This is a genomic window from Deinococcus sp. JMULE3 (assembly GCF_013337115.1).
In the GTDB taxonomy this organism is placed as follows: domain Bacteria; phylum Deinococcota; class Deinococci; order Deinococcales; family Deinococcaceae; genus Deinococcus.
This window is the reverse complement of sequence record NZ_SGWE01000001.1, coordinates 108,550-126,204: the sequence shown is the minus strand read 5'-3', so window position 1 is coordinate 126,204 and position 17,655 is coordinate 108,550. Positions and strand designations below refer to the sequence as shown.

Annotated in this window: 16 protein-coding genes; 5 read left to right on the top strand and 11 right to left on the bottom strand. The window is 72.7% G+C overall.

The window, feature by feature from the left end; translation table 11 throughout:
* The first annotated feature begins 22 nt into the window (after positions 1 to 22).
* The gene (locus EXW95_RS00505) at positions 23 to 1,243 is read left to right on the top strand and encodes an ATP-binding protein (protein WP_174365867.1); all 1,221 of its coding nucleotides are present in this window, start codon (positions 23 to 25) and stop codon (positions 1,241 to 1,243) included.
* Positions 1,244 to 1,328: 85 nt separating this feature from the next.
* Here the strand turns inward: EXW95_RS00505 and EXW95_RS00500 are convergent, their stop codons facing one another.
* The 3 genes from EXW95_RS00500 to ptsP form a co-directional block, all read right to left on the bottom strand.
* The gene (locus tag EXW95_RS00500) at positions 1,329 to 3,140 is read right to left on the bottom strand and encodes a PTS fructose-like transporter subunit IIB (protein WP_174365866.1); all 1,812 of its coding nucleotides are present in this window, start codon (positions 3,138 to 3,140) and stop codon (positions 1,329 to 1,331) included.
* 77 nt (positions 3,141 to 3,217) lie between these two features.
* Positions 3,218 to 4,183 carry a 1-phosphofructokinase gene (gene pfkB / locus EXW95_RS00495; RefSeq protein ID WP_371809850.1) on the bottom strand — a complete coding sequence of 322 codons (966 nt, stop codon included), beginning with the start codon at positions 4,181 to 4,183 and terminating at the stop codon, positions 3,218 to 3,220.
* Positions 4,180 to 6,684, bottom strand: a complete 2,505-nt coding sequence (gene ptsP, locus EXW95_RS00490; RefSeq protein ID WP_174365865.1) for a phosphoenolpyruvate--protein phosphotransferase — start codon at positions 6,682 to 6,684, stop codon at positions 4,180 to 4,182. Before ptsP ends, pfkB begins: the two co-directional genes overlap by 4 nt.
* 207 nt (positions 6,685 to 6,891) lie before the next feature.
* Here ptsP and EXW95_RS00485 point away from each other — a divergent pair, with 207 nt between their 5' ends.
* Entirely contained in the window at positions 6,892 to 7,659 is a 768-nt protein-coding gene (locus tag EXW95_RS00485) for a DeoR/GlpR family DNA-binding transcription regulator (protein WP_174365864.1), read from the top strand.
* Between the two features lie 55 nt (positions 7,660 to 7,714).
* On the opposite strand, the gene EXW95_RS00480 is transcribed toward EXW95_RS00485, so the two are convergent.
* Positions 7,715 to 9,124, bottom strand: coding sequence for a DUF4157 domain-containing protein (locus tag EXW95_RS00480; protein ID WP_174365863.1), 1,410 nt, complete (start codon positions 9,122 to 9,124; stop codon positions 7,715 to 7,717).
* Between the two features lie 1,631 nt (positions 9,125 to 10,755).
* Positions 10,756 to 11,424, bottom strand: a complete 669-nt coding sequence (locus EXW95_RS00475; protein ID WP_174365862.1) for a hypothetical protein — start codon at positions 11,422 to 11,424, stop codon at positions 10,756 to 10,758.
* An 85-nt stretch (positions 11,425 to 11,509) separates the two neighbouring features.
* Here EXW95_RS00475 and EXW95_RS00470 point away from each other — a divergent pair, with 85 nt between their 5' ends.
* Positions 11,510 to 11,944, top strand: coding sequence for a hypothetical protein (locus tag EXW95_RS00470; RefSeq protein WP_174365861.1), 435 nt, complete (start codon positions 11,510 to 11,512; stop codon positions 11,942 to 11,944).
* Between the two features lie 740 nt (positions 11,945 to 12,684).
* Here the strand turns inward: EXW95_RS00470 and EXW95_RS00465 are convergent.
* From EXW95_RS00465 to EXW95_RS21215, 6 genes are all read right to left on the bottom strand, one after another.
* The gene (locus tag EXW95_RS00465) at positions 12,685 to 13,287 is read right to left on the bottom strand and encodes a phage tail protein (protein WP_371809849.1); all 603 of its coding nucleotides are present in this window, start codon (positions 13,285 to 13,287) and stop codon (positions 12,685 to 12,687) included.
* Entirely contained in the window at positions 13,284 to 13,457 is a 174-nt protein-coding gene (locus tag EXW95_RS00460; protein ID WP_174365860.1) for a hypothetical protein, read from the bottom strand. Before EXW95_RS00460 ends, EXW95_RS00465 begins: the two co-directional genes overlap by 4 nt.
* Positions 13,454 to 13,864: a hypothetical protein gene (locus EXW95_RS00455; RefSeq protein WP_174365859.1), complete on the bottom strand. Its 411-nt coding sequence runs from the start codon at positions 13,862 to 13,864 to the stop codon at positions 13,454 to 13,456. The genes EXW95_RS00460 and EXW95_RS00455 overlap by 4 nt, the downstream gene beginning before the upstream one ends.
* 99 nt (positions 13,865 to 13,963) lie before the next feature.
* Positions 13,964 to 14,422 (bottom strand): phage tail protein, encoded by a 459-nt coding sequence (locus EXW95_RS00450; RefSeq protein WP_058979232.1) that lies wholly within the window; start codon positions 14,420 to 14,422, stop codon positions 13,964 to 13,966.
* A gap of 50 nt (positions 14,423 to 14,472) precedes the next feature.
* A complete protein-coding gene (locus EXW95_RS20405; protein ID WP_371809848.1) occupies positions 14,473 to 14,973 on the bottom strand; it encodes a phage tail sheath family protein in 501 nt (166 codons plus the stop codon).
* On the bottom strand, positions 14,889 to 16,091 hold the full coding sequence (locus EXW95_RS21215) for a hypothetical protein (protein ID WP_371809847.1): 1,203 nt from the start codon (positions 16,089 to 16,091) through the stop codon (positions 14,889 to 14,891). The genes EXW95_RS20405 and EXW95_RS21215 overlap by 85 nt, the downstream gene beginning before the upstream one ends.
* 304 nt (positions 16,092 to 16,395) lie before the next feature.
* On the opposite strand from EXW95_RS21215, the gene EXW95_RS00440 reads away from it, so the two are divergent.
* Together EXW95_RS00440 and EXW95_RS00435 are read left to right on the top strand one after the other, a co-directional pair.
* Complete coding sequence (locus tag EXW95_RS00440; RefSeq protein WP_174365858.1) at positions 16,396 to 17,229, top strand: Pvc16 family protein; 834 nt, start codon at positions 16,396 to 16,398, stop codon at positions 17,227 to 17,229.
* Positions 17,226 to 17,639: a GPW/gp25 family protein gene (locus EXW95_RS00435; protein ID WP_371809846.1), complete on the top strand. Its 414-nt coding sequence runs from the start codon at positions 17,226 to 17,228 to the stop codon at positions 17,637 to 17,639. The genes EXW95_RS00440 and EXW95_RS00435 overlap by 4 nt, the downstream gene beginning before the upstream one ends.
* Positions 17,640 to 17,655 lie beyond the last annotated feature (16 nt).

The window sequence follows — 17,655 nt, the reverse complement described above, 5'->3', positions numbered from 1 at the left end:
CCCACCCGGTATCATGACCGCAATGACCGCGTCCGAAAGCACCCCCACGCGGCCCGAAGTGGCCCTTGACCCTCCTCTGCCGTTCAGCGCGGACCAGGGCGCGGCCGACCTGCAGTTCACGTACCTGCACCAGGTGCACGACCTCAGCCACGACTGCATCAAGATCGTCAGCCCCGACGGCGCGCTGCTGAGCATGAACCGCAACGGCCAGCAGGCCATGCAGGTCGACGACTTCGCCACCTGCCAGGGCGCCGACTGGCTCAGCTTCTGGCAGGGTGACGCCCGCGAGCCCATGCTGGCCGCCTTCGAACGCGCCCGCGCCGGGCAGGGCGCGCACTTCTCCGGGTTCTGCCCCACCATGAAGGGCGAACCCCGCTGGTGGGACGTGACCCTCGCGCCGTTGAACGACCCCGCCGAACCGGGCGTCACCGGGCCGCTCATCGTGATCTCGCGCGACATCACCGCCGAACACCAGGTGCGTGAACAGCTGCGCCTGCTGAACGCCACCCTGCACGACGAGGTCCAGCGGCAGACCGAGGCGCTGCGCCGCGAACGCCAGAGCCTGCTGCAGACCAACGAGGAACTGGAGAACATCGCGTACTCCATGTCCCACGACCTCCTCACGCCCGTGCGGCACATGCTCAGCTTCGCCCGACTGGCCCGCACCGCCGACGCCGACAAGCGCGAACGCTACCTCGGCATCATCGAGCGCAGCGCCGAACACCTCAGCAGCATGATCGAGGGCGTCCTGCGCTTCAGCCGCGCCGGACGGCACGCCCTTCAGTGGCAGCCGGTCAGCCTCGCGGCGATCCTGCGGGACCTGCAGGTCGAACTGACCGCCGAGCACCCCGTCACCTGGGACGTCGCCGAGCTGCCCACCGTCACCGGGGACGCCGCGCAACTCAAGCAGGCGCTACGCAGCCTGTGCCACAACGCCCTGAAATTCACCCGCGCCCGACCCGACGCGCGGATCGAGGTGCGTGCCGAGCAGCGCGGCAGCGAATGGCACGTCACCGTCACGGACAACGGCGTGGGCTTCGAACCCACCTACGCCCCCAAACTGTACCGGCTGTTCCAGCGCCTGCACCACCAGTCCGAATACCCTGGCGCCGGCACCGAACTCGCCACCGTCCGCCGCATCATCGACCGGCACGGCGGACAGGTCTACGCCAGCGGCACACCCGGACTGGGCGCCACCTTCAGCTTCACGCTGCCCACCGACCCGGTCCGCACCCTCGACTGACCCGCCGCGCACGGCCGGACGAACACGAAGGGAGAGCCGAATCAGTGGCTCTCCCTTCGTGCTGAACAGTTCTACAGATGGTGGATCAGTCCGCCGCGACCGGCGTGCGTGCCGCACTGAGCGGCAGCCCGTCGGCTCCGAGGGGTTTTTTCAGGATGCCCAGCAGCAGGGTGCTGACCACGGTGCCCGCCACGATCGCCGCGACGTACATGGGGAGGTTCGTGACGGCGTTCGGGATGAACAGCACGAAGATCCCGCCGTGCGGGGCGCGCAGCAGGCACCCGGCGGCCATGCTGATCGCCCCGGCGACCGCGCTGCCCGCGATCAGGCTGGGAATGACGCGCAGCGGATCGCGCGCCGCGAAGGGAATGGCGCCCTCGGTGATGAACGAGATGCCCAGCACGCCCGCCGCCTTCCCGGCCTCCACCTCGTCCTTCGTGAAGCGGTTCTTGAAGATCAGCGTGGCGAGGAACAGCGCCAGCGGCGGGGTCATCCCGGCGGCCATGGTCGCGGCGATCGGGCCGTAGACCTTGGCGCCCAGCAGGCCGGTGCTGAAGGTGTACGCGGCCTTGTTGATCGGGCCGCCCATGTCGAAGGCCATCATGCCGCCCAGCAGCGCGCCGAGCAGCGCGGCGCTGGTGTTGCCCAGGCCCTGCAGCCACGCGGTCAGGCCAGTCAGGGCCGCCGCGACCGGTTTGCCGACCACGAACATCATCAGCAGGCCCACGCCCAGCGTGCCCAGCAGCGGCAGGATCAGGGTGGGTTTCAGGCCTTCAAGCGTGCGGGGCAGTTTGATGCTGCGGGTCAGCCACAGCACGAGGTACCCGGCCAGGAAGCCCGCGATGATGCCGCCCAGGAAACCGCTGCCGGTCAGGCCCGCCAGGAAGCCGCCGATCATGCCGGGCGCGAGGCCGGGCCGGTCGGCGATGGAGAACGCGATGTACCCGGCGAGGACCGGAACGAACAGCCCGAACGCGCCGTTCGCGCCGATCTTGAAGAGGGTGTTGCCGAGCGTCCCGGCGTACTTGTCCTCGTAGATGAAGATGCCCTGGTCCCCGAACTGGAACGACCCGATGGCGAAGGCCAGCGCGATGAGCAGGCCGCCGGCGACCACGAAGGGCAGCATGTGCGACACGCCGGTCATCAGGTGCTTGTAGAAGGCGGGCGTGCCCGCGTTCTTCGCGGCTTTCGCGGCGGCGGCCTGCGCGACGTAGTCGGGGCTGCTGGCGTCCGCGCCGCCCCCCGCCGTCACGCCGTGCACGGTCGCCTGCGCCTGGGCGGTGGTGATGACGGCCGCGCCGTCCTTGATGGCGGGCTTCGTGCCGGTCACGTACACGCGCTTGCCGGTGAAGCGCGACAGGTCCACGTTCGTGTCCGCCGCGATGACCACCAGGTCCGCGCGGGCAATGTCGTCGGGCGTCAGGGTGTTCCCGGCGCCGACGCTGCCCTGCGTCTCGATCTTCGCGGTGTACCCGAGTTTCCTCGCGCCGCCCTCCAGGCCCTCGGCGGCCATGAAGGTGTGCGCGATGCCGGTGGGGCAGGCGGTGATGCCCACGACGTGCAGCGGCCCGGCCTGCGGCGCAGCGGCGGGCGCCCCGGCGCTTCCGGCGCGGGCCAGCAGCGCCCCCGGGTCACGGATGGCGTCCTGCGTTCCGGCGCGCACGATGGTCTTCCCGGCGAAGCGGGATTCGTCCACGGCGACGTCGGTGGCGAGGATCACGAGGTCCGCCTGCGCGATCTGCGCGGGGGTCAGGGCGTCCTGCGTGCCGACGCTGCCCTGCGTCTCGACGTGCAGGGTGTGCCCGGCCTGGGCGGCGGCGCGCCGCAGCGACTCGGCGGCCATGAAGGTGTGGGCGATGCCAGTGGGGCAGGCCGTGACAGCGACAATCTGAGCCATATGTTCTCCTGAGAGTGGGTTGTGGGTTGTGGGTTGTGGGTTGTGGGTTGTGGGTTGTGGGTTGTGGGGCGCAGGGGTCAGGCGGTCAGAGGCTGGGCGGGCTCGACCTGCACCAGCGCGGCCAGGGCGTCCAGCTCGGCGCGGGGCGGCAGGTGCGCGCCCAGGCGGGTGATGCTGCCCGCACTGAACGACGTGGCGCGCCGGGCGGCACCTTCGAGGCTCAGGCCGTCCAGGCGGGCGCTGATCAGTCCGGCGACCATCGCGTCCCCGGCGCCGACGGTGCTCTGCACGGTCACGCGCGGCGGGCGGGCGAACACGGCCTCCTGCGCGGTGACGAGCAGCGCGCCGCGTTCGCCCTGCGACACGGCGACCAGTTCGGCGCCGCGGCGGATCAGCTCGCGCGCGGCAGCCAGAACGTCGGCGTCGGTGGGCAGCGGGTGACCGAGTGCGGCCTCCAGCTCGTGGATGTTCGGTTTGATCAGCTGCGGCAGCGTGTCGGCCGTCAGCGCGGCGCGCAGGGCCTCGCCGCTGGTGTCCAGCGCCACGAAGCGCCCCTGCTCGCGCAGGCGGGCGACCTCCTCGGCGTAGAAGCTCGCGTGGACGCCCGGCGGGAGGCTCCCGCACAGCGCCACGACCTCCACCCCGGCGGGCTGCGAGCGCAGCGTCGCCTGCAGGTGCGCCAGCGCGCGGGCGCTGACGGTCAGGCCCGGCAGGTTCAGGTCGGTGGTGTCGCCGCGCGCGGGGTCCACCAGTTTCAGGCCCACGCGGGTCGCGCCGGGCACGCGCACGAACTCGTCGCTGACGCCCTTGTCGCGGAACAGCGTCTCGAACGGGGCGGCGTTGTCGCGGCCCAGCAGGCCGGTCGCGGCGACCGGGGCGCCCCAGTCGGCCAGGATGGCGGCCACATTCACGCCCTTGCCGCCCGCGTCCTGCTGCGCGCCCTGGGCGGCGTTCACCTCGCCCCGCTGCCAGCCCGCCGCCTGCACGGTCAGGTCCAGCGCGGGGTTCAGGGTGACGGTCAGGACGCGCGGCGTGACGCTCACGCGCGGACCTCGGGATCCTGCGGGTTCGGACTCAGGGTGCGGGTCAGGGCGCGCACGCTCGCCGCGTCGGGCTGCGTCAGCGCGCGGGCGGCTAGGTCGCGCAGCGCCGCGAGGTCGTGCTGCCGCAGCGCGGCCTTCACGGCCGGGATCTGCGGGGCGCTGACCGACAGTTCCTTCACGCCCAGCCCGGTCAGGATCAGCGCGCCCACCTCGTCCCCGGCGGCGCCGCCACACACGCCCACCCACTTCCCGTGCGCCTCGGCGGCCTGCACGGTCAGCGCCACGAGTTGCAGCACGGCCGGGTGCATCGCGTCGGTCTGGCGGGCCAGCTGCGGGTGCAGGCGGTCCATCGCCAGGGTGTACTGCGTCAGGTCGTTCGTGCCGACGCTGAAGAAGTCCACCTCGGGCGCCAGCTGAGGCGCCAGCAGCGCGGCGGACGGCACCTCGATCATCACGCCCAGCGGGATGCGCGGCGCGTCCAGCTCGGCGCGCACGTCATCGAGCAGCGCGCGGGCGCGGCGGAAGTCCTCCAGGGTGCTGATCATCGGGAACATGACGTGCACGTTCGGGTGGTCCCTGGCGACGCGCACGATGGCGCGCAGCTGCGGCAGGAACAGGTCCGGACGCTCGAAGCACAACCGGATGCCGCGCAGGCCCAGGAAGGAGTTGTCCTCGCGTTCCAGGCCCAGGTACGGCACGTCCTTGTCCCCGCCGATGTCCAGCGTGCGGATGATCAGCGGGCGCTCGCCCAGGGCCTCGGCCATAGCGCGGTACTCGCGTTCCTGCTCATCCTCGGTCGGGACACTGTCACGTTCGAGGAACAGGAACTCGGTGCGCATCAGGCCCACGCCCTCGGCCCCGGCGTCCAGCGCGCCAGGTGCGGCGGCGGCGCGGTTGATGTTCGCGGCGATCTCCACGCGGGCGCCGTCGCGGGTCGCGCCGGGGCGGTGCCGGTCGGCGCGGGCGCGGTCCAGTTCGGCCCGCAGCGTCTCCTGCCGGGCGCGGGCCGCCTGCACGTCCGCCGCCGACGGGTTCAGGTACAGGGCACCCGCCTGCCCGTCGAGGATGGCGGGGGTGCCGTCCGGCACGTCCAGCAGGCCGGTCCCGGCGGCCACCACGGCGGGCAGGCCCAGCCCGCGCGCGATGATCGCGGTGTGGCTGGTCGGGCCGCCCTGCGCGGTCACGAAGCCCAGCAGGCTCCCCTCGCTGAAGCGCGCGGTGTCGCTGGGCGTCAGGTCCGGCGCGAGCAGGATCGCGGGGGCGGCGCCCTCCAGGTGGTCCTCGCCCAGGCCCAGCAGGCGGCGCAGCACGCGGCGCTGCACGTCGCCCAGGTCGGTGGCCCGCGCGGCGAGGGTCGGATCGTCGAGTTTCTGCAACTGCGCGATGCGCTCGCCGCTGGCCCGCTGGTACGCCCAGGCGGCGCCGTGCCCGTCCAGCACGAGGTTCACGGCGTCCTGCACGGTGCCCTCGTCGGTCAGGAGTTCACGGTGCGCGCGGAAGATCGCGGCGCGGTCGGCGTGCCCCGCCTGGGCCTGCTGCTCGATCAGGCCGTCCAGTTCGGCGGCGGCGGCGTTCAGCGCGTCGTCCAGCGCCTGCGCCTGCGCGGCGGCCTCGCCGGGCTGGTCCGTGACGTGCAGGTCGGCCGGGCGGTACACGCGGGTCTCGCCGATCACCAGGCCGTCGCTGGCCGGAACGCCCTCGATGGTCGCGCCGACCTGCGTGGGGCGCCAGTCGGCCTCGCGCCGCACGGGCGCGGCCGGGGCGCTCAGGCTCAGGTCGTCGCCCAGCCCGGCGCGGATCGCGTCGGTCACGGCGCCCAGCGCGGCCTCGCTGTCGGCCCGCACCGTCAGGACGCTGCCGCGCTTCAATCCCAGGCTGAGCAGTTCCATCAGTCGCAGTGCGTCCGCGCTCTGCCCGCCGTGCTCGACGCGCACGCGCGCGCCCAGACGCCGCACCAGATTGGCGAGCATCGTGCCGGGCCGGGCGTGCATGCCCAGCGGGTTGGGCAGCGTGACCTGCGCGCTGAAGGGCAGCTCCGGGTCGCTGACGGGCGCGGCGTCCTCGGCGGTGGCCTCGCCGGTCAGGGCGCGCTGCACCAGGGCCGGGTCGGCGGTCGTCGAGAGCTGCTCGACCAGCGCGTCGTCGGCCAGCACGCGGGTCAGGCGGCGCAGGATGTCGAGGTGCTCGTCGCTGGCCGCCGCGATCCCCACCACGAGGCGGACGGTCTCGCCGCCCTCGCCCCAGGCGACGCCCTGCGGGAGTTGCAGCACGGCGATGCCGGTCTGGCGGATGAGGTGGCGGGTGTCGGGTGTGCCGTGCGGGATGGCGATGCCGCTGCCCAGGTAGGTGTTCGCCTGACCTTCACGGGCGAGCATGCCGCCCAGGTAGGCGGGGTCGACGCGGCCCGCCTGGGCCAGCAGGGCGGCGACCTGTTCGATGGCGGCCTGTTTGCTGCTGGCCTGCGCGCCGAGGCGGATCAGTGAGCGGGGGAGGTTGATCATGGTTGCTTCTCCTGTGCGGAGAGCGGGACAGCCACCCGCTCGCCTGCCGATTCCTGACGAATCGTGATCAATTTTGAGCAATTTCGATCATAGTTGACATTGGCCTGACCATCAAGTGCCCCGATCACCCTTGCCTGGACACCCGCACCACCACGGCAGAAACCCACCCACACGCCCCCCACACCCCACGCGCTACCATGAGCAGAGATGAACGCTCCCCTCGCGGAGGACCGCCTCCAGCGCATCCTCGACCTGCTCTCCCGGAACGGCCGCATGCGCACCACCGCCCTGACCGAAGCGCTCGGCGTCAGCGGCGCCACCACCCGCCGCGACCTCGACCTGCTCGCCAGCCGCGGCCTGATCCGCAAACTCCACGGCGGCGCGGCCCTCGCCAGCCAGGACCAGCAGTACGCCGACCGGCAGCAGCTCCACCAGGACGCCAAGACCCGCCTCGCCCAGACCGCCCTGAACCTCATCCAGCCCGGCCAGACCCTCTACCTCGACGCGGGCACCACCGCCCAGGCCGTCGCCCACGCCCTGAAACGCGCGCCGCAACTGACCCGCACCCTGCGCGTCGTCACCCACGGCATCGACGTCGCCTACGAACTCAACGGCGAATGCCCCCTCTACGTCGTCGGCGGCGAACTCTACGGCAGCACGTACAGCCTCACCGGCCCCGACGCCCTCGACACCATCCGCCGCTACCGCTACGACCTCTTCCTGGTCGGCTGCACCAGCATCGACCCCACCCGCGGCCTGACCAACAGCAACCTCATCGAGGCGCAGCAGAAAGCCGCCATCATGACCCAGGCCACACGCACCGTCCTCATCGCCGACCACAGCAAATGGGGCCCCACGGGCTTCGCCACCTTCGCCACCCTGAACCAGATCCACAACTGGGTCACCGACCACGCCGGCCCCGTCGCCCGCTGCGCCTTCGAAGAAGCCGGCGTCACAGTCCACGACAGCGCCTGAACCGGACAGGCGAGGGGCGCCGCGGCGTGAATCGCGGCGCCCCTCACCTGTCCGGTCAGTTCAGCCGCCGCAGTTCCTGACTCAGTCGCTCGCGCAGGCGGGCGTACACCTCGCGCGCCACCTGATCCAGGTCCACGCTGCTGCGCGGCTGGGCGCGGCGGCCCACCGCCTGATCCTCGGGTGGTCGGGCCGGTTTCGCGGCCGGGGCGGGCGCGCGGTCGGTGGCGGCCGCGTGCCACAGCGGCGTGGTGGCCGGGGGCGGTGCGGCGGGAAGCGCGGCGGACACCGACTGGTCGGGCGCCGGTACGGACGGAACCGCGGGTGCCCACGCGTCCGCACTCACGGACGGGCGCGCAGGCAGGTCCGGTGCGTCCCAGGCGGGCAGCGGTTCCCACGGGGCGGGCAGGCCCGGCGCGCGGCGCGGCGCATCCGCCCTGGACTGGCGTGTGGGGTCGGCCTGCGCGAACGCGGCGTGTTCGGTGGCGAGGGCCACGCCTTCCTCATCCGCGGGAGCGGGACGGCCCACCGACTGGGGCCTCTCCGGGCGGGTCAGGGCCGCCGGGACGAACAGCGGATCGCGCGCGCGCCGGGCGTGCGTGACCTCGTGTGCCGCCAGCGCCAGCCCCGCCGCGCTGCCCAGCGGCACGTCGTGCGGCAGGAACACCGTCTCCCTGACCGTCAGGCCGTCGGCGCGGGCCGCGCGCAGCGCCGGAGTGACCTCGGGGCGGCGCACGACCCGCACGTCCGCGACACTCGTCCCCAGCACCCCCCGCAGGGCGACCTGCTCGCCGGGCGACAGCGGCGCGCCGTGCCCGTCGCGGGCCAGCGCGTGCTCCAGCGCCGCCAGGACCGCCTGATCCGTGCCCGTGCGGGTGCGGCCCGCAGGGGCGGCCTTGAGCTGGGGACCGGGTGCCGCGCGGCGTGACGCGGCGGGCGACAGCAGGGGCGCGCCGGGGTAGACCGGTTGAACCGCGCTGCCCCTCAGGTCCGGGGTCACGGCGTGAGCCGGGCGCGAGGTCACGGGGCTGACCCCCGGCGTCCGGGTGGCGTGCGTCAGGAGGGTCCGGGTGCTGTCGTCCGGGGACGCGACCTCCGGAACGTGCGGCACTCCGGGCAGACCGGCCGCGGGAGGGCCGCCGATTCGCTCCGGGAGGTCGCCCGCCACGTCCTGCGCGGCTGCCTCCTGCGCGCCCGTGAACGGACTGGTGCGGACCGGACCGTTCCCGACGGGCGGCAGGCCACGCTGGACCGCTGGCGAGTTCTCCAGGGCCGGTGCGGGAGCGGCCGGTGGGATGGGTGGGCGCGGCGCGGTGACCACCGGGAAGGCGCCCGCCACGGTCGAGCGGGATGGGCCGCTCAGTGTCGGCGCAGCCGATGCCGGGCGGTCCACCATCGTCTGGCCGGGCAGCGGGTCCGCGCTCAGCGGCAGCAGGGGCGCGCTCAGCGGCAGCAGGGGCGCGGGCATCCCGCCCTGCTGCAGCGCTGCCCGCCAGCCTCCTGCATCGTGAAGGGATGCCGGAAGGGCTGGACCCGCCTGAGTGCCCCATGGCAGCACCGGCGCAGGCACCCCGCGGGCCGGACCGGACGTCCACGCAGGATGACCGGTCCGGCGGTCGGGCGTTGCCCCCAGCGTGTCCAGGGGCGACGCTGAGACGAGCCGGTCGACCGGTCCGTTCACGTCCACCGTGCCGGGGGCCGGCAGGGAGCCGGACATGGTGGGGGTGGCAGGCCCGGACAGCCAGGACACTGTCCAGTCTGCGGGCAGCGGCGCAGCCTGGATCGGGACCACGTTCTGCGGGGTTGCCCAGGGTGGCGTGCCGTCCACCCCGGCGATGGGATCAGACTGACCGGGCGCCGCAGAGACCAGCGGCGAGGGGACCAGTGGCGAGGGGACCAGCGGCGAGAGGCGTGCCGCCGCTTCCCACCCTGTGAGTGCCGATGCCTGCTCCACGGGTGCCGGACCTGGTGCCGGGACCGTGAGGTCCTGCCCGTCCGCCATCGGGTCGGCGGACCGCCGAGGCCAGTCGACGGTGGCGGGACCCGCCGGTGCGGTCGCCGGGGCCGGGACGCTGCGGCCGATGGGTGCATGGGCGGGTGCTGGCGCGGTCGGAACGGGGACGGGTGGGTCACCGACCTCGGGTGAACGATGTTCAGAAACGTCTACCCCGAGCAGACCCGTCGAGCGGTGCGGCGGCGCGTCGGGTGCCGGGCGTGGCGCAGGTACAGGGGTGGTCCGATCCGTGAACGGGTCAGTCGATCTCTGCACGAGGGGCGACGTCGGGATGGGTGCCGGGGTGACCAGTGCTGGGCTGACCAGTGCTTGGCTGACCAGTGCTTGGGTGAGCGGTGGGGCGGTGACCGGGGGCGGGGATGCCGGGGGCACGTTCCGGGGACTCTCGTTGGGCCGTGCGGGTGGACGCACGGTCCGCGCGGCGACGGCCCGCGACCGGGGCGCTCCGGTCGGGTCCGGTTGCGGCGGAGTGGTCCGGAGGTCCACCGGACCGGCCTCCAGCGGCGCTGCATTCGTGACGGGCGTGTGGTGCCCGGTCGGGGCGGGACCGGGCATGGTCACCCCCGGAGCAGGCAGGAGAAGGGCAGGCAGGAGAGGGGCAGCTGCCCCAGCCTCCAGCGGAGCCGGAGCGGCGGTCCTGCCCGGCGGGCCGTCCTGTTCCGGGCTGCCCGGTGACCGGTTCGGGCCTCCGGTCTCCTCCGGGGCGGCGACTGGAACGTCGGTGGCGGCAACGTCGGCAGCGGTAACCTCGGCAGCGGGAATGGTCGCCTCGTCCCCCGCGTGGACCGGCGGGGTCGTGGGGCGGGGCGGCAGTCGGGAGGGTGCGGCGGTGTCCTCACGGGCATGAGGCGCCGCGTCCGCGCGGGCGACCGGCAGCCGCGCGGCCGCTGGGACGAGGTCGGGGCGTGCCGCAGGAGGCGGGGTGGATGCCGGGCGACGGTCCGGCGGGTCCTGACGAACCGGCGAGTCGGGTGCTTCGGGGTCCGCTGAGCGTGGCGGCGCGGCCTCTGGACGCAGCGGGTCGGGCGTGCTGACCGCCTCGGCAGGCGCGGGCCGGGCGCCCGTGGGCGGCGTCGTGACCGGATTCACCCCAGAAACCGGACGGGGCGTGGGCGTCGGGGGGCCGGCTCCGATCCCCCTGTCGGCGGCGCCCCGTCCACCTGTTCCGGCGGTGGCGCGTCGTGTGGGTGGGCCTGCGCCGGACCTCGCTCGGGTTCCTCGTCGCTGTCTGCCGCCTCCTGCCGCTGTGCCTGCGGTTCACGGCCCTGACCCCGGCTGCGGGCGCGGACGCGCGCCGAGGTGCTCGGCGTGGCTGGGGCGGCCTCCGGGCGCGGCGTGGGCGCCGGGACTGGGGACGGGTCGCCCGGCGCGGCGACGTTGCGTTCCGGGTGGTGATCCTGCCAGTTCTCCAGCTGCCCGAAGGGAATGGCGCTCTCGTCGGTCTCCCCGGCGGCTTCCAGTTCCGCGAAGCGGTTCAGGCGCGCCAGGATGTTCTGCGACACGTCCGTGGGGATGGGCGGCGCGACCTTCACCTCCTCCGGTTCGGGCGGCGGGGCGGGGGCGCGCAGGGGCACCGGACGGGGGCGGCGCGGCAGGCGCACGGGAATGTCGTTGTTCCCGCCGCGCAGCAGCGCCTCAAGCTCCTGCCGTTCGCGCGCCTGCGCGTCCCGCTGCGCCTGCAGGTCCTGCGAGTCGGTGTCCGGCACGCTGGTCTGCGCCGCAGGTGCCTGTGGTCCGGCAGTGACCTCGGGCACGCTCACCTGAGGAGGAACGCTCGCCTCGGGCTGTGCGGGTTCAGGTGGGGCTGGCTCGGGGCGCGCCTCTTGGACCGGAGCAGCGGTGACGGGCGCCTCGATCATCGGCGCTTCGTTCATCGGCGCCTCGCTGAACGGCGTCCGGGTGGGCACCTGGGCCGGTCTGACCGGTTCCTGGGTGTTCCGGGCGGCCACCGTCCGGTCGTCATGGATGGACGACTCTGACGGCGCCTGGGGCGGCGCCGAAGTCCGGGTGTCGGCCACGTTCCGCTCTGGACCGGTGGCCCGGTCGTCGAATGTGTCTGTGACCGGCGTCTGCGCGGTGGTCGGTACGGCGTGGGCAGGGGTCGCGGGCTGGGTGCCGACGGGTGCCGACGCGGCCGGTTCCTGCGCGGCGGTTGGAGAACGCGGCTGTGCAGTGTCGGCCTGCGTTGCGGCGGGTGAAGCGGTGGGTGCGGGCGCAAGTGGCGTTTCGGCCAGTGACGTTGTGGGCGCCGTGGTGACCTGGGTGGTGCGTTGATCGGGTGCGGTTGCTCCGATCGTCGGTGCAGCCGTGGGGGACGCTGGCGCGGCCCCTTCCTGGGTGGGCGCGGTGTTCAGCGCCAGGGCTTCCGCGAACGACGCGGCGCGCAGCGGGCGCGGCTGGAGGTCCGCCGCCTGGGGAGCGGGGACCATGGGGGCCGGAGCCTGAACCATAGGAGCCTGGACCGCAGGAGATTGGGCGGTCGGAGGATGGCTGGCGGGGGCCGGGGCGGGTGGCAGGCTCGGTGGGGGCGTCTCCCGCAGGCCCGCCGCGAGCAGCGCCGCGTGATCCCCGTACGGGTCGGGAGTCGCGTCAGGCGTCCGGGGGGCGGCCGGGAGAGGCGCGGCAGACCAGCTCTCAGCGTGTCCGTGTGGAGCGGGCGACTCCTGAGCGGGCCAGTCTGGGGCAGGCCAGTCCTGGGCGGGCGCCGGATCAGGCCACCCGGCGGCCGTGGGCGCGGGTGGTGCGGGTCGGGACGGCGCCGCGATCAGGCGGGCGGGAACGCGCCGGACGCGTGGGGTGGGGTCGGGCCACGCGGGTGGCTGGACTGGTCGTGACTGGACCGGCAGTGGTTGGCCCGGGAGTGGCAGGCCCGCCGGGGCCGGTCCCCAGCTGGGGGGGGCGTCCTGGCGGGTGACCGCCATGCGCGTGGCGTGTTTCAGGCGGGCGAGCCGCTCGTCGGTGAAATTCACAGCGCTCCTTTCAGGGTCGCGGGAGGTGGCGGGTGGTGTGGCGCGTTACTGGCTGATCTGCAGGAAGCCCGCGTGCGCGAGTTCCAGCGTCTCGACGGCCACCGCGTCCCCGTTGCCGGTGAACTGCGGGCCACTCCATTTGACGGGGTACGCCTGGAGCAGTTCGAAGCGGGTCAGGACCGCGCCGCTCGTCTGGTACACGGTGATGGTCACGTTGCGGACGTCCAGGTAGCCCTGCACGATGTTCAGGTGCCACTGCAGCAGGTGTTGCCCGGCGACCACGCCGCGCTTGAGGGTCAGGTTGCCCACCTTGGACCGCACCGGGAGGCGCAGCACGCGGTCGTTGACGCCGCCCTCGATGAAGTCCATGGTCTCGGTCTCGATGCTCAGGCCGCTGACCTCGCTGAACGCCGCCTGCTCCAGACCGTCGATGGCGACGTGATAGCGGTGGTTGGATAGCACCTGGTGCGCGGTCTTCTGCGGGGTGGTGGGAATGGGCAGCCCGAGGCGGCGTGCGGCGGCCTCGGCGCTCATGTTGTGACTGGCGTGGACGCCGCGGCTGTCCACGCGGACGGTGGCCTGTCCGGCGGGCGTGCCGACGCGGGCCACGCCGCCGCGCGCGGTGGCGGTGACGCGCGGGCGGGTCACCGCTGGCCGCCGCTGCGCCGGGCGTGGTCGAGGCGCAGGTCCTCGAGCATCAGGGCGTACACGCGCCGGGTGATCTCGTCCAGGTCGGGGAGCGTGGGGCGGGGTGCGCGGGTGCCGACGGCCGTCTGCTCGTTCTGGCTGGCGGGACGCGCGGAGCGGGGGGCGGTCATGCGCCCACCGGGTCGGCGCTCAGGTCGAGTTCCAGCACGGCGCCGCAGTGCGGGCATTCGGTCTCGACGGTGTCGGGCAGGGGGGCGGCCATGGCCTGCCTCTGCGGGGAGGCCTGAAGGGGCGCCTGGGCGCTGTTCAGGTGCGCGTACAGCTGTTGCAGGTGCGCGAAGTCCGCGGCGGGCAGGGCGGCCAGCACGTCGGGCGTGACGGGCGCGAAGGGACCCAGGCGGGTGGTGACGCGCGCCAGGAGCAGCAGCGGGTAGTAGGCCTCGTTGCGCTGCACGCGCGGGTCGCCCAGGGGTTCGATCTCGTCGAGGGCGGTCGCGGGGCGCATGAGACCCTGGCGGTGAAGGTGCCCGTCGGACGTGAGCAGTCCGACGGGCAGCATGAAGGGCAGTTCGTTCACGCTCGGTTACCCCCGAAGCTGGCCCCCGGTGTGGGGCGGGGCCAGTCGATGGACTGGGAGGGGTGCGGGGAGCGGTGTGCGCGCCCCCCGCGTGGGGGCTCAGCCGCCGACGGGCACGCGCTTGTAGCCTTCGTGCGTGATGGTCAGTTCCTCGATGGCGACCTCGTTGCTCTTGGCGTCGTAGGTGGGGCCGTTGAGTTTGCTGGGCCAGGCGCGCTCGAAGGTCCAGGCGGCGACGGGTTCGCCCTTCTGGTTGTGCAGGGTGATGGTGCCGCTGCGGCGGGCTTCGTCCATCTTGCCTTCCTCGACCTGCTGGCGCCAGCCCCACATGTCCATGTCGTTGGTGATGCCGCGCTTGAGGACGATGTCGTTGTACTTCATGGTGCCGGGTTCGCGGATCAGGACGGCGCGGCCCTTCTCGTCGGTGGCGCGGTACTCGACGACCTGGCTCTCGCTGCCCAGGCCGGTGCATTCACGGAAGGCGCCGACGACCTTGTTGTCGAACTGAACGCTGAAGTAGGCGGCGACGAGCGGATCTTTGCGGGTGGGTGCGGTCATGGGGTACCTCCGGGGTCAGGGGAACGAGAGGGCGGATGTCTGAGCGGGCGTTACTGCCCGCCACCGGCGTACTGGCTGAAGCGGAACACGATGAACTCGGCGGGCTTGACGGGCGCGAGGCCGATCTCGACCTGCAGCACGCCGCGGTCGCGGAGTTCGGCGGGGTTGAGTTCCCCGTCGCACTTGACGTAGAAGGCCTCGCGGGGGGTGTTGCCGAACAGTGCGCCGTCACGCCAGACGCTGTTCAGGAAGGAGTTGATGTCGCGGCGGATGCGGAACCACAGGTTCTCGTCGTTGGGTTCGAACACCGCCCACTGGGTGCCGCGTTCGATGCTCTTCTCGACGTAGTTGAACAGGCGCCGCACGGGCACGTAGCGCCACTGGGCGTTGCTGGACAGCGTCCGGGCGCCCCAGACGCGCACGCCCATGCCGGGGAACTCGCGGATGCAGTTCACGCCGATGGGGTTCAGGATGTCCTGTTCGCTCTTGGTGACCTGCAGGGCCGGCCCGAGGATGCCGCGCACGATCTCGTTGGCGGGGGCCTTGTGCACGCCGCGTTCGACGTCGTTGCGGGCGTAGATCCCGGCCACGAAGCCGCTGGGGGGACCATCATGGGGTTGCCGTCGGGCCCTTCGACCTTCACCCAGGGGTAGTACAGCGCGGCGTAGCTGGAGTCGAAGTTGGTGTCGACGTTGCGCCACTTCACGACCTGCTGCGGGGTGAGGTCGGGGGGCGTGTCGAGCAGCGCGATGCGGTTGGCGTTGCGTTCGCAGTGGTCGATCAGGGCGCGCTGGACGCTCTTGACGCCGTCCTCGTTGATCATGCCCGCCTGGTAGGCGCTCATGAGGTCGGGCACGGCGATCATGCTGACTTCCTCGGCGATCTCGAGGCTCTCGATGCCGCTGCGGCCGTCGACGCTGCCCACGAAGTCCTGTCCGCGGATCTCGCGGCCCTGTTCGATGACGTTGCTGTCGGCCTGCAGGACGTACGCGCCGGGTTCCGGGGCGCGCTCGACGAGGGGACCGGCGCTGCTGGTCTCCTCGATGGTGATCAGGGTGCTGTCCTTGTTCACGACCTCGGCGACGCTGCGGGCGTGCTTCTTGCCCATGCTGACGTTGGGGAAGGTCTCGGTGACGTCGTTGCGGGTGACTTTCAGGGTGAACAGGCCGTCGCTGCCTTCCTCGGGGTCGGTCTTGCCGTCCTTGCCCTTGGGGGCGTCGCCGGGCTTGACGGGGTCGGCGGGCAGCACCTCGATCTGGATGTCGCTCTGGCGGCCGTCGCGGGCGGCGATGCTGAGGCTGGGCACGGCCTTGCTGGCGCGGCTGGGCAGTTGCAGGGGGCGGGCGGCCTCGACGGTGCGTTTGCTCTGGGTGGCCTGGGCGGGCACGAGACGCACGACGTAGCAGCGGGTGCCGCCGTTGTTGAAGTACGCGTAGACGCTCTGGGCGAGGTACGCGCCGTCCATGAAGGGGTTCTTCTCGCCGCGCGCGTCGGTGGTGCCGAAGATCTCCTTGAACTGCTGCCAGTTGGCGACGAAGACCGGGGTGTTGGCGGGGCCGCTGGGGGCGAAGCCGACGAAGGCGGCGGTGGTGGTGCTGATGCCCTCGATGGGGCGGGGTCCACTCTGGATTTCTTCGACGTAGACGCCTGGGGATAGGTATTCAGCCATGGGTTCCTCCGGTGAAAGTGCAGTGTTTGACGACCCCCGCGGCTGCTGCGTGGGTGGGCGTTGAACGCTGAGGTCCACAGGCTTCCAGAACTGACCGGGCGTGTAAACCGCATGTGAGCAGACGCGGGCGGGTCTCCGTTCCTATACTGACCAGTCACACAGTTGTTCCCGAGGTTGAAACTTTGAAGAATATCCCTCCACAACGTCATTTTCGAGTGAAATACCTCGCATTCCACCCGCCGGTGGCATCCGTGGGTGTGTCGCCGTTTCTTCATAATCCGTCTAGACATGTAGGACGGGCCGGATGATCGCCGACGTCCAGCAGGCCCTGCGCGAACTCATCTACACCGAGGCCCAGCTGCCCCGCGACGCCATCGACATCCGCTTCGCCGCGCCCACCGGCAGCTGGGTCAGCAGCCTGACCCGCCCCACCCTCAACCTCTTCCTGCACGACCTGCGCGAGAACGCCGGACTGCGCTCCATGGAATTCAGCCACGCCCCCACGCCCGGCGGCGTGCAGCGCCAGCTGGCCCCGCGCCGCATGGACCTGCGCTTCCTGATCACCGTGTTCTTCAAGGCGCAACTGGACGAACTGGGCCGCGACGAATGGAACGTCCTGTGGCGCGTCCTGGCCGCCCTGCTGCGCCAGGACGACTGGGACGACCGCTACCTGCCCGACGAGGCGCGCCGCCTGAACCTGGGCGTGCTGGGCAGCGTCACGCACGGTGACACGCCGCAGTCGGTCTTCACCAGCCTGGGCCTGAGCCTGCGCCCCCACCTGCAGTACACCGTCACCGTGCCGCTGGACCTGAACGTCGGCACCTACGCGCCGCTGGTCCTGGAACGCGACCTCGCCGTGCGCGGCGGCCCGGACCGCGACGCCCCGCTGGCCTCACAGCGCCGCCGCAGCTCCTGGCAGCTGCGCGCCCCCGACGGCCGCCCGCTGGCCGACGCGCTGGTTCGCAGCGACAGCGGCGCGCGCGGCTACACCGACCCCACCGGCACCGTCCACCTCGACGCGCCGCGCGACGCGGTCGGCACCCTGCACGTCCTGACCCTGGACGGCCAGACCCACACCCTCACCCCGCACACCGAGCAGGCCCAGCTGACCCTGGACGCCCCCGGAGGCACCCCGTGACCCGACCCCTCACTCGCCCCCCGGCCCGCGACGTGCTCGGCACCGGCCTGGCCTTCCCGCTGGGCGTGAACCCGCGCGGGCAGCTGGGCATGGTCAGCGGCGAACGCGCCGTCGCGCAGGCCATCATGACCCTCCTGATGACCGCGCCCGGACAGCGCGTCATGCGCCCCGAGTACGGCTGCCGCATCCACGACCTGGTCTTCGCGCCCGGCGACGCCACCACCCTGGGCCTGGCGTCCTACTACGTCGACGAGGCCATCCGCCGCTGGGAACCCCGCGTGACCGTCGAACGCGTCCAGGCCCGCCTGGACCCCGCCGACCCCGGCCGGATCGTCGTGGACCTGCGCTACGTGCTGCGCGGCACCCCGGACGCCCGCTCGCTGATCTTCCCCTTCTACCGCGCCCCCTGACCCCCCCGGAGACCCC

Coding starts and splice junctions, on each gene's coding strand:
- EXW95_RS00500 (WP_174365866.1), bottom strand. CDS start 3,140: ATGGCTCAGATTGTCGCTGTCACGGCCTGCCCCACTGGCATCGCCCAC.
- EXW95_RS00485 (WP_174365864.1), top strand. CDS start 6,892: ATGAACGCTCCCCTCGCGGAGGACCGCCTCCAGCGCATCCTCGACCTG.
- EXW95_RS00480 (WP_174365863.1), bottom strand. CDS start 9,124: ATGCCCGCGCCCCTGCTGCCGCTGAGCGCGCCCCTGCTGCCGCTGAGC.
- EXW95_RS00460 (WP_174365860.1), bottom strand. CDS start 13,457: ATGACCGCCCCCCGCTCCGCGCGTCCCGCCAGCCAGAACGAGCAGACG.
- EXW95_RS00505 (WP_174365867.1), top strand. CDS start 23: ATGACCGCGTCCGAAAGCACCCCCACGCGGCCCGAAGTGGCCCTTGAC.
- ptsP (WP_174365865.1), bottom strand. CDS start 6,684: ATGATCAACCTCCCCCGCTCACTGATCCGCCTCGGCGCGCAGGCCAGC.
- EXW95_RS21215 (WP_371809847.1), bottom strand. CDS start 16,091: ATGGCTGAATACCTATCCCCAGGCGTCTACGTCGAAGAAATCCAGAGT.
- EXW95_RS00450 (WP_058979232.1), bottom strand. CDS start 14,422: ATGACCGCACCCACCCGCAAAGATCCGCTCGTCGCCGCCTACTTCAGC.
- EXW95_RS00440 (WP_174365858.1), top strand. CDS start 16,396: ATGATCGCCGACGTCCAGCAGGCCCTGCGCGAACTCATCTACACCGAG.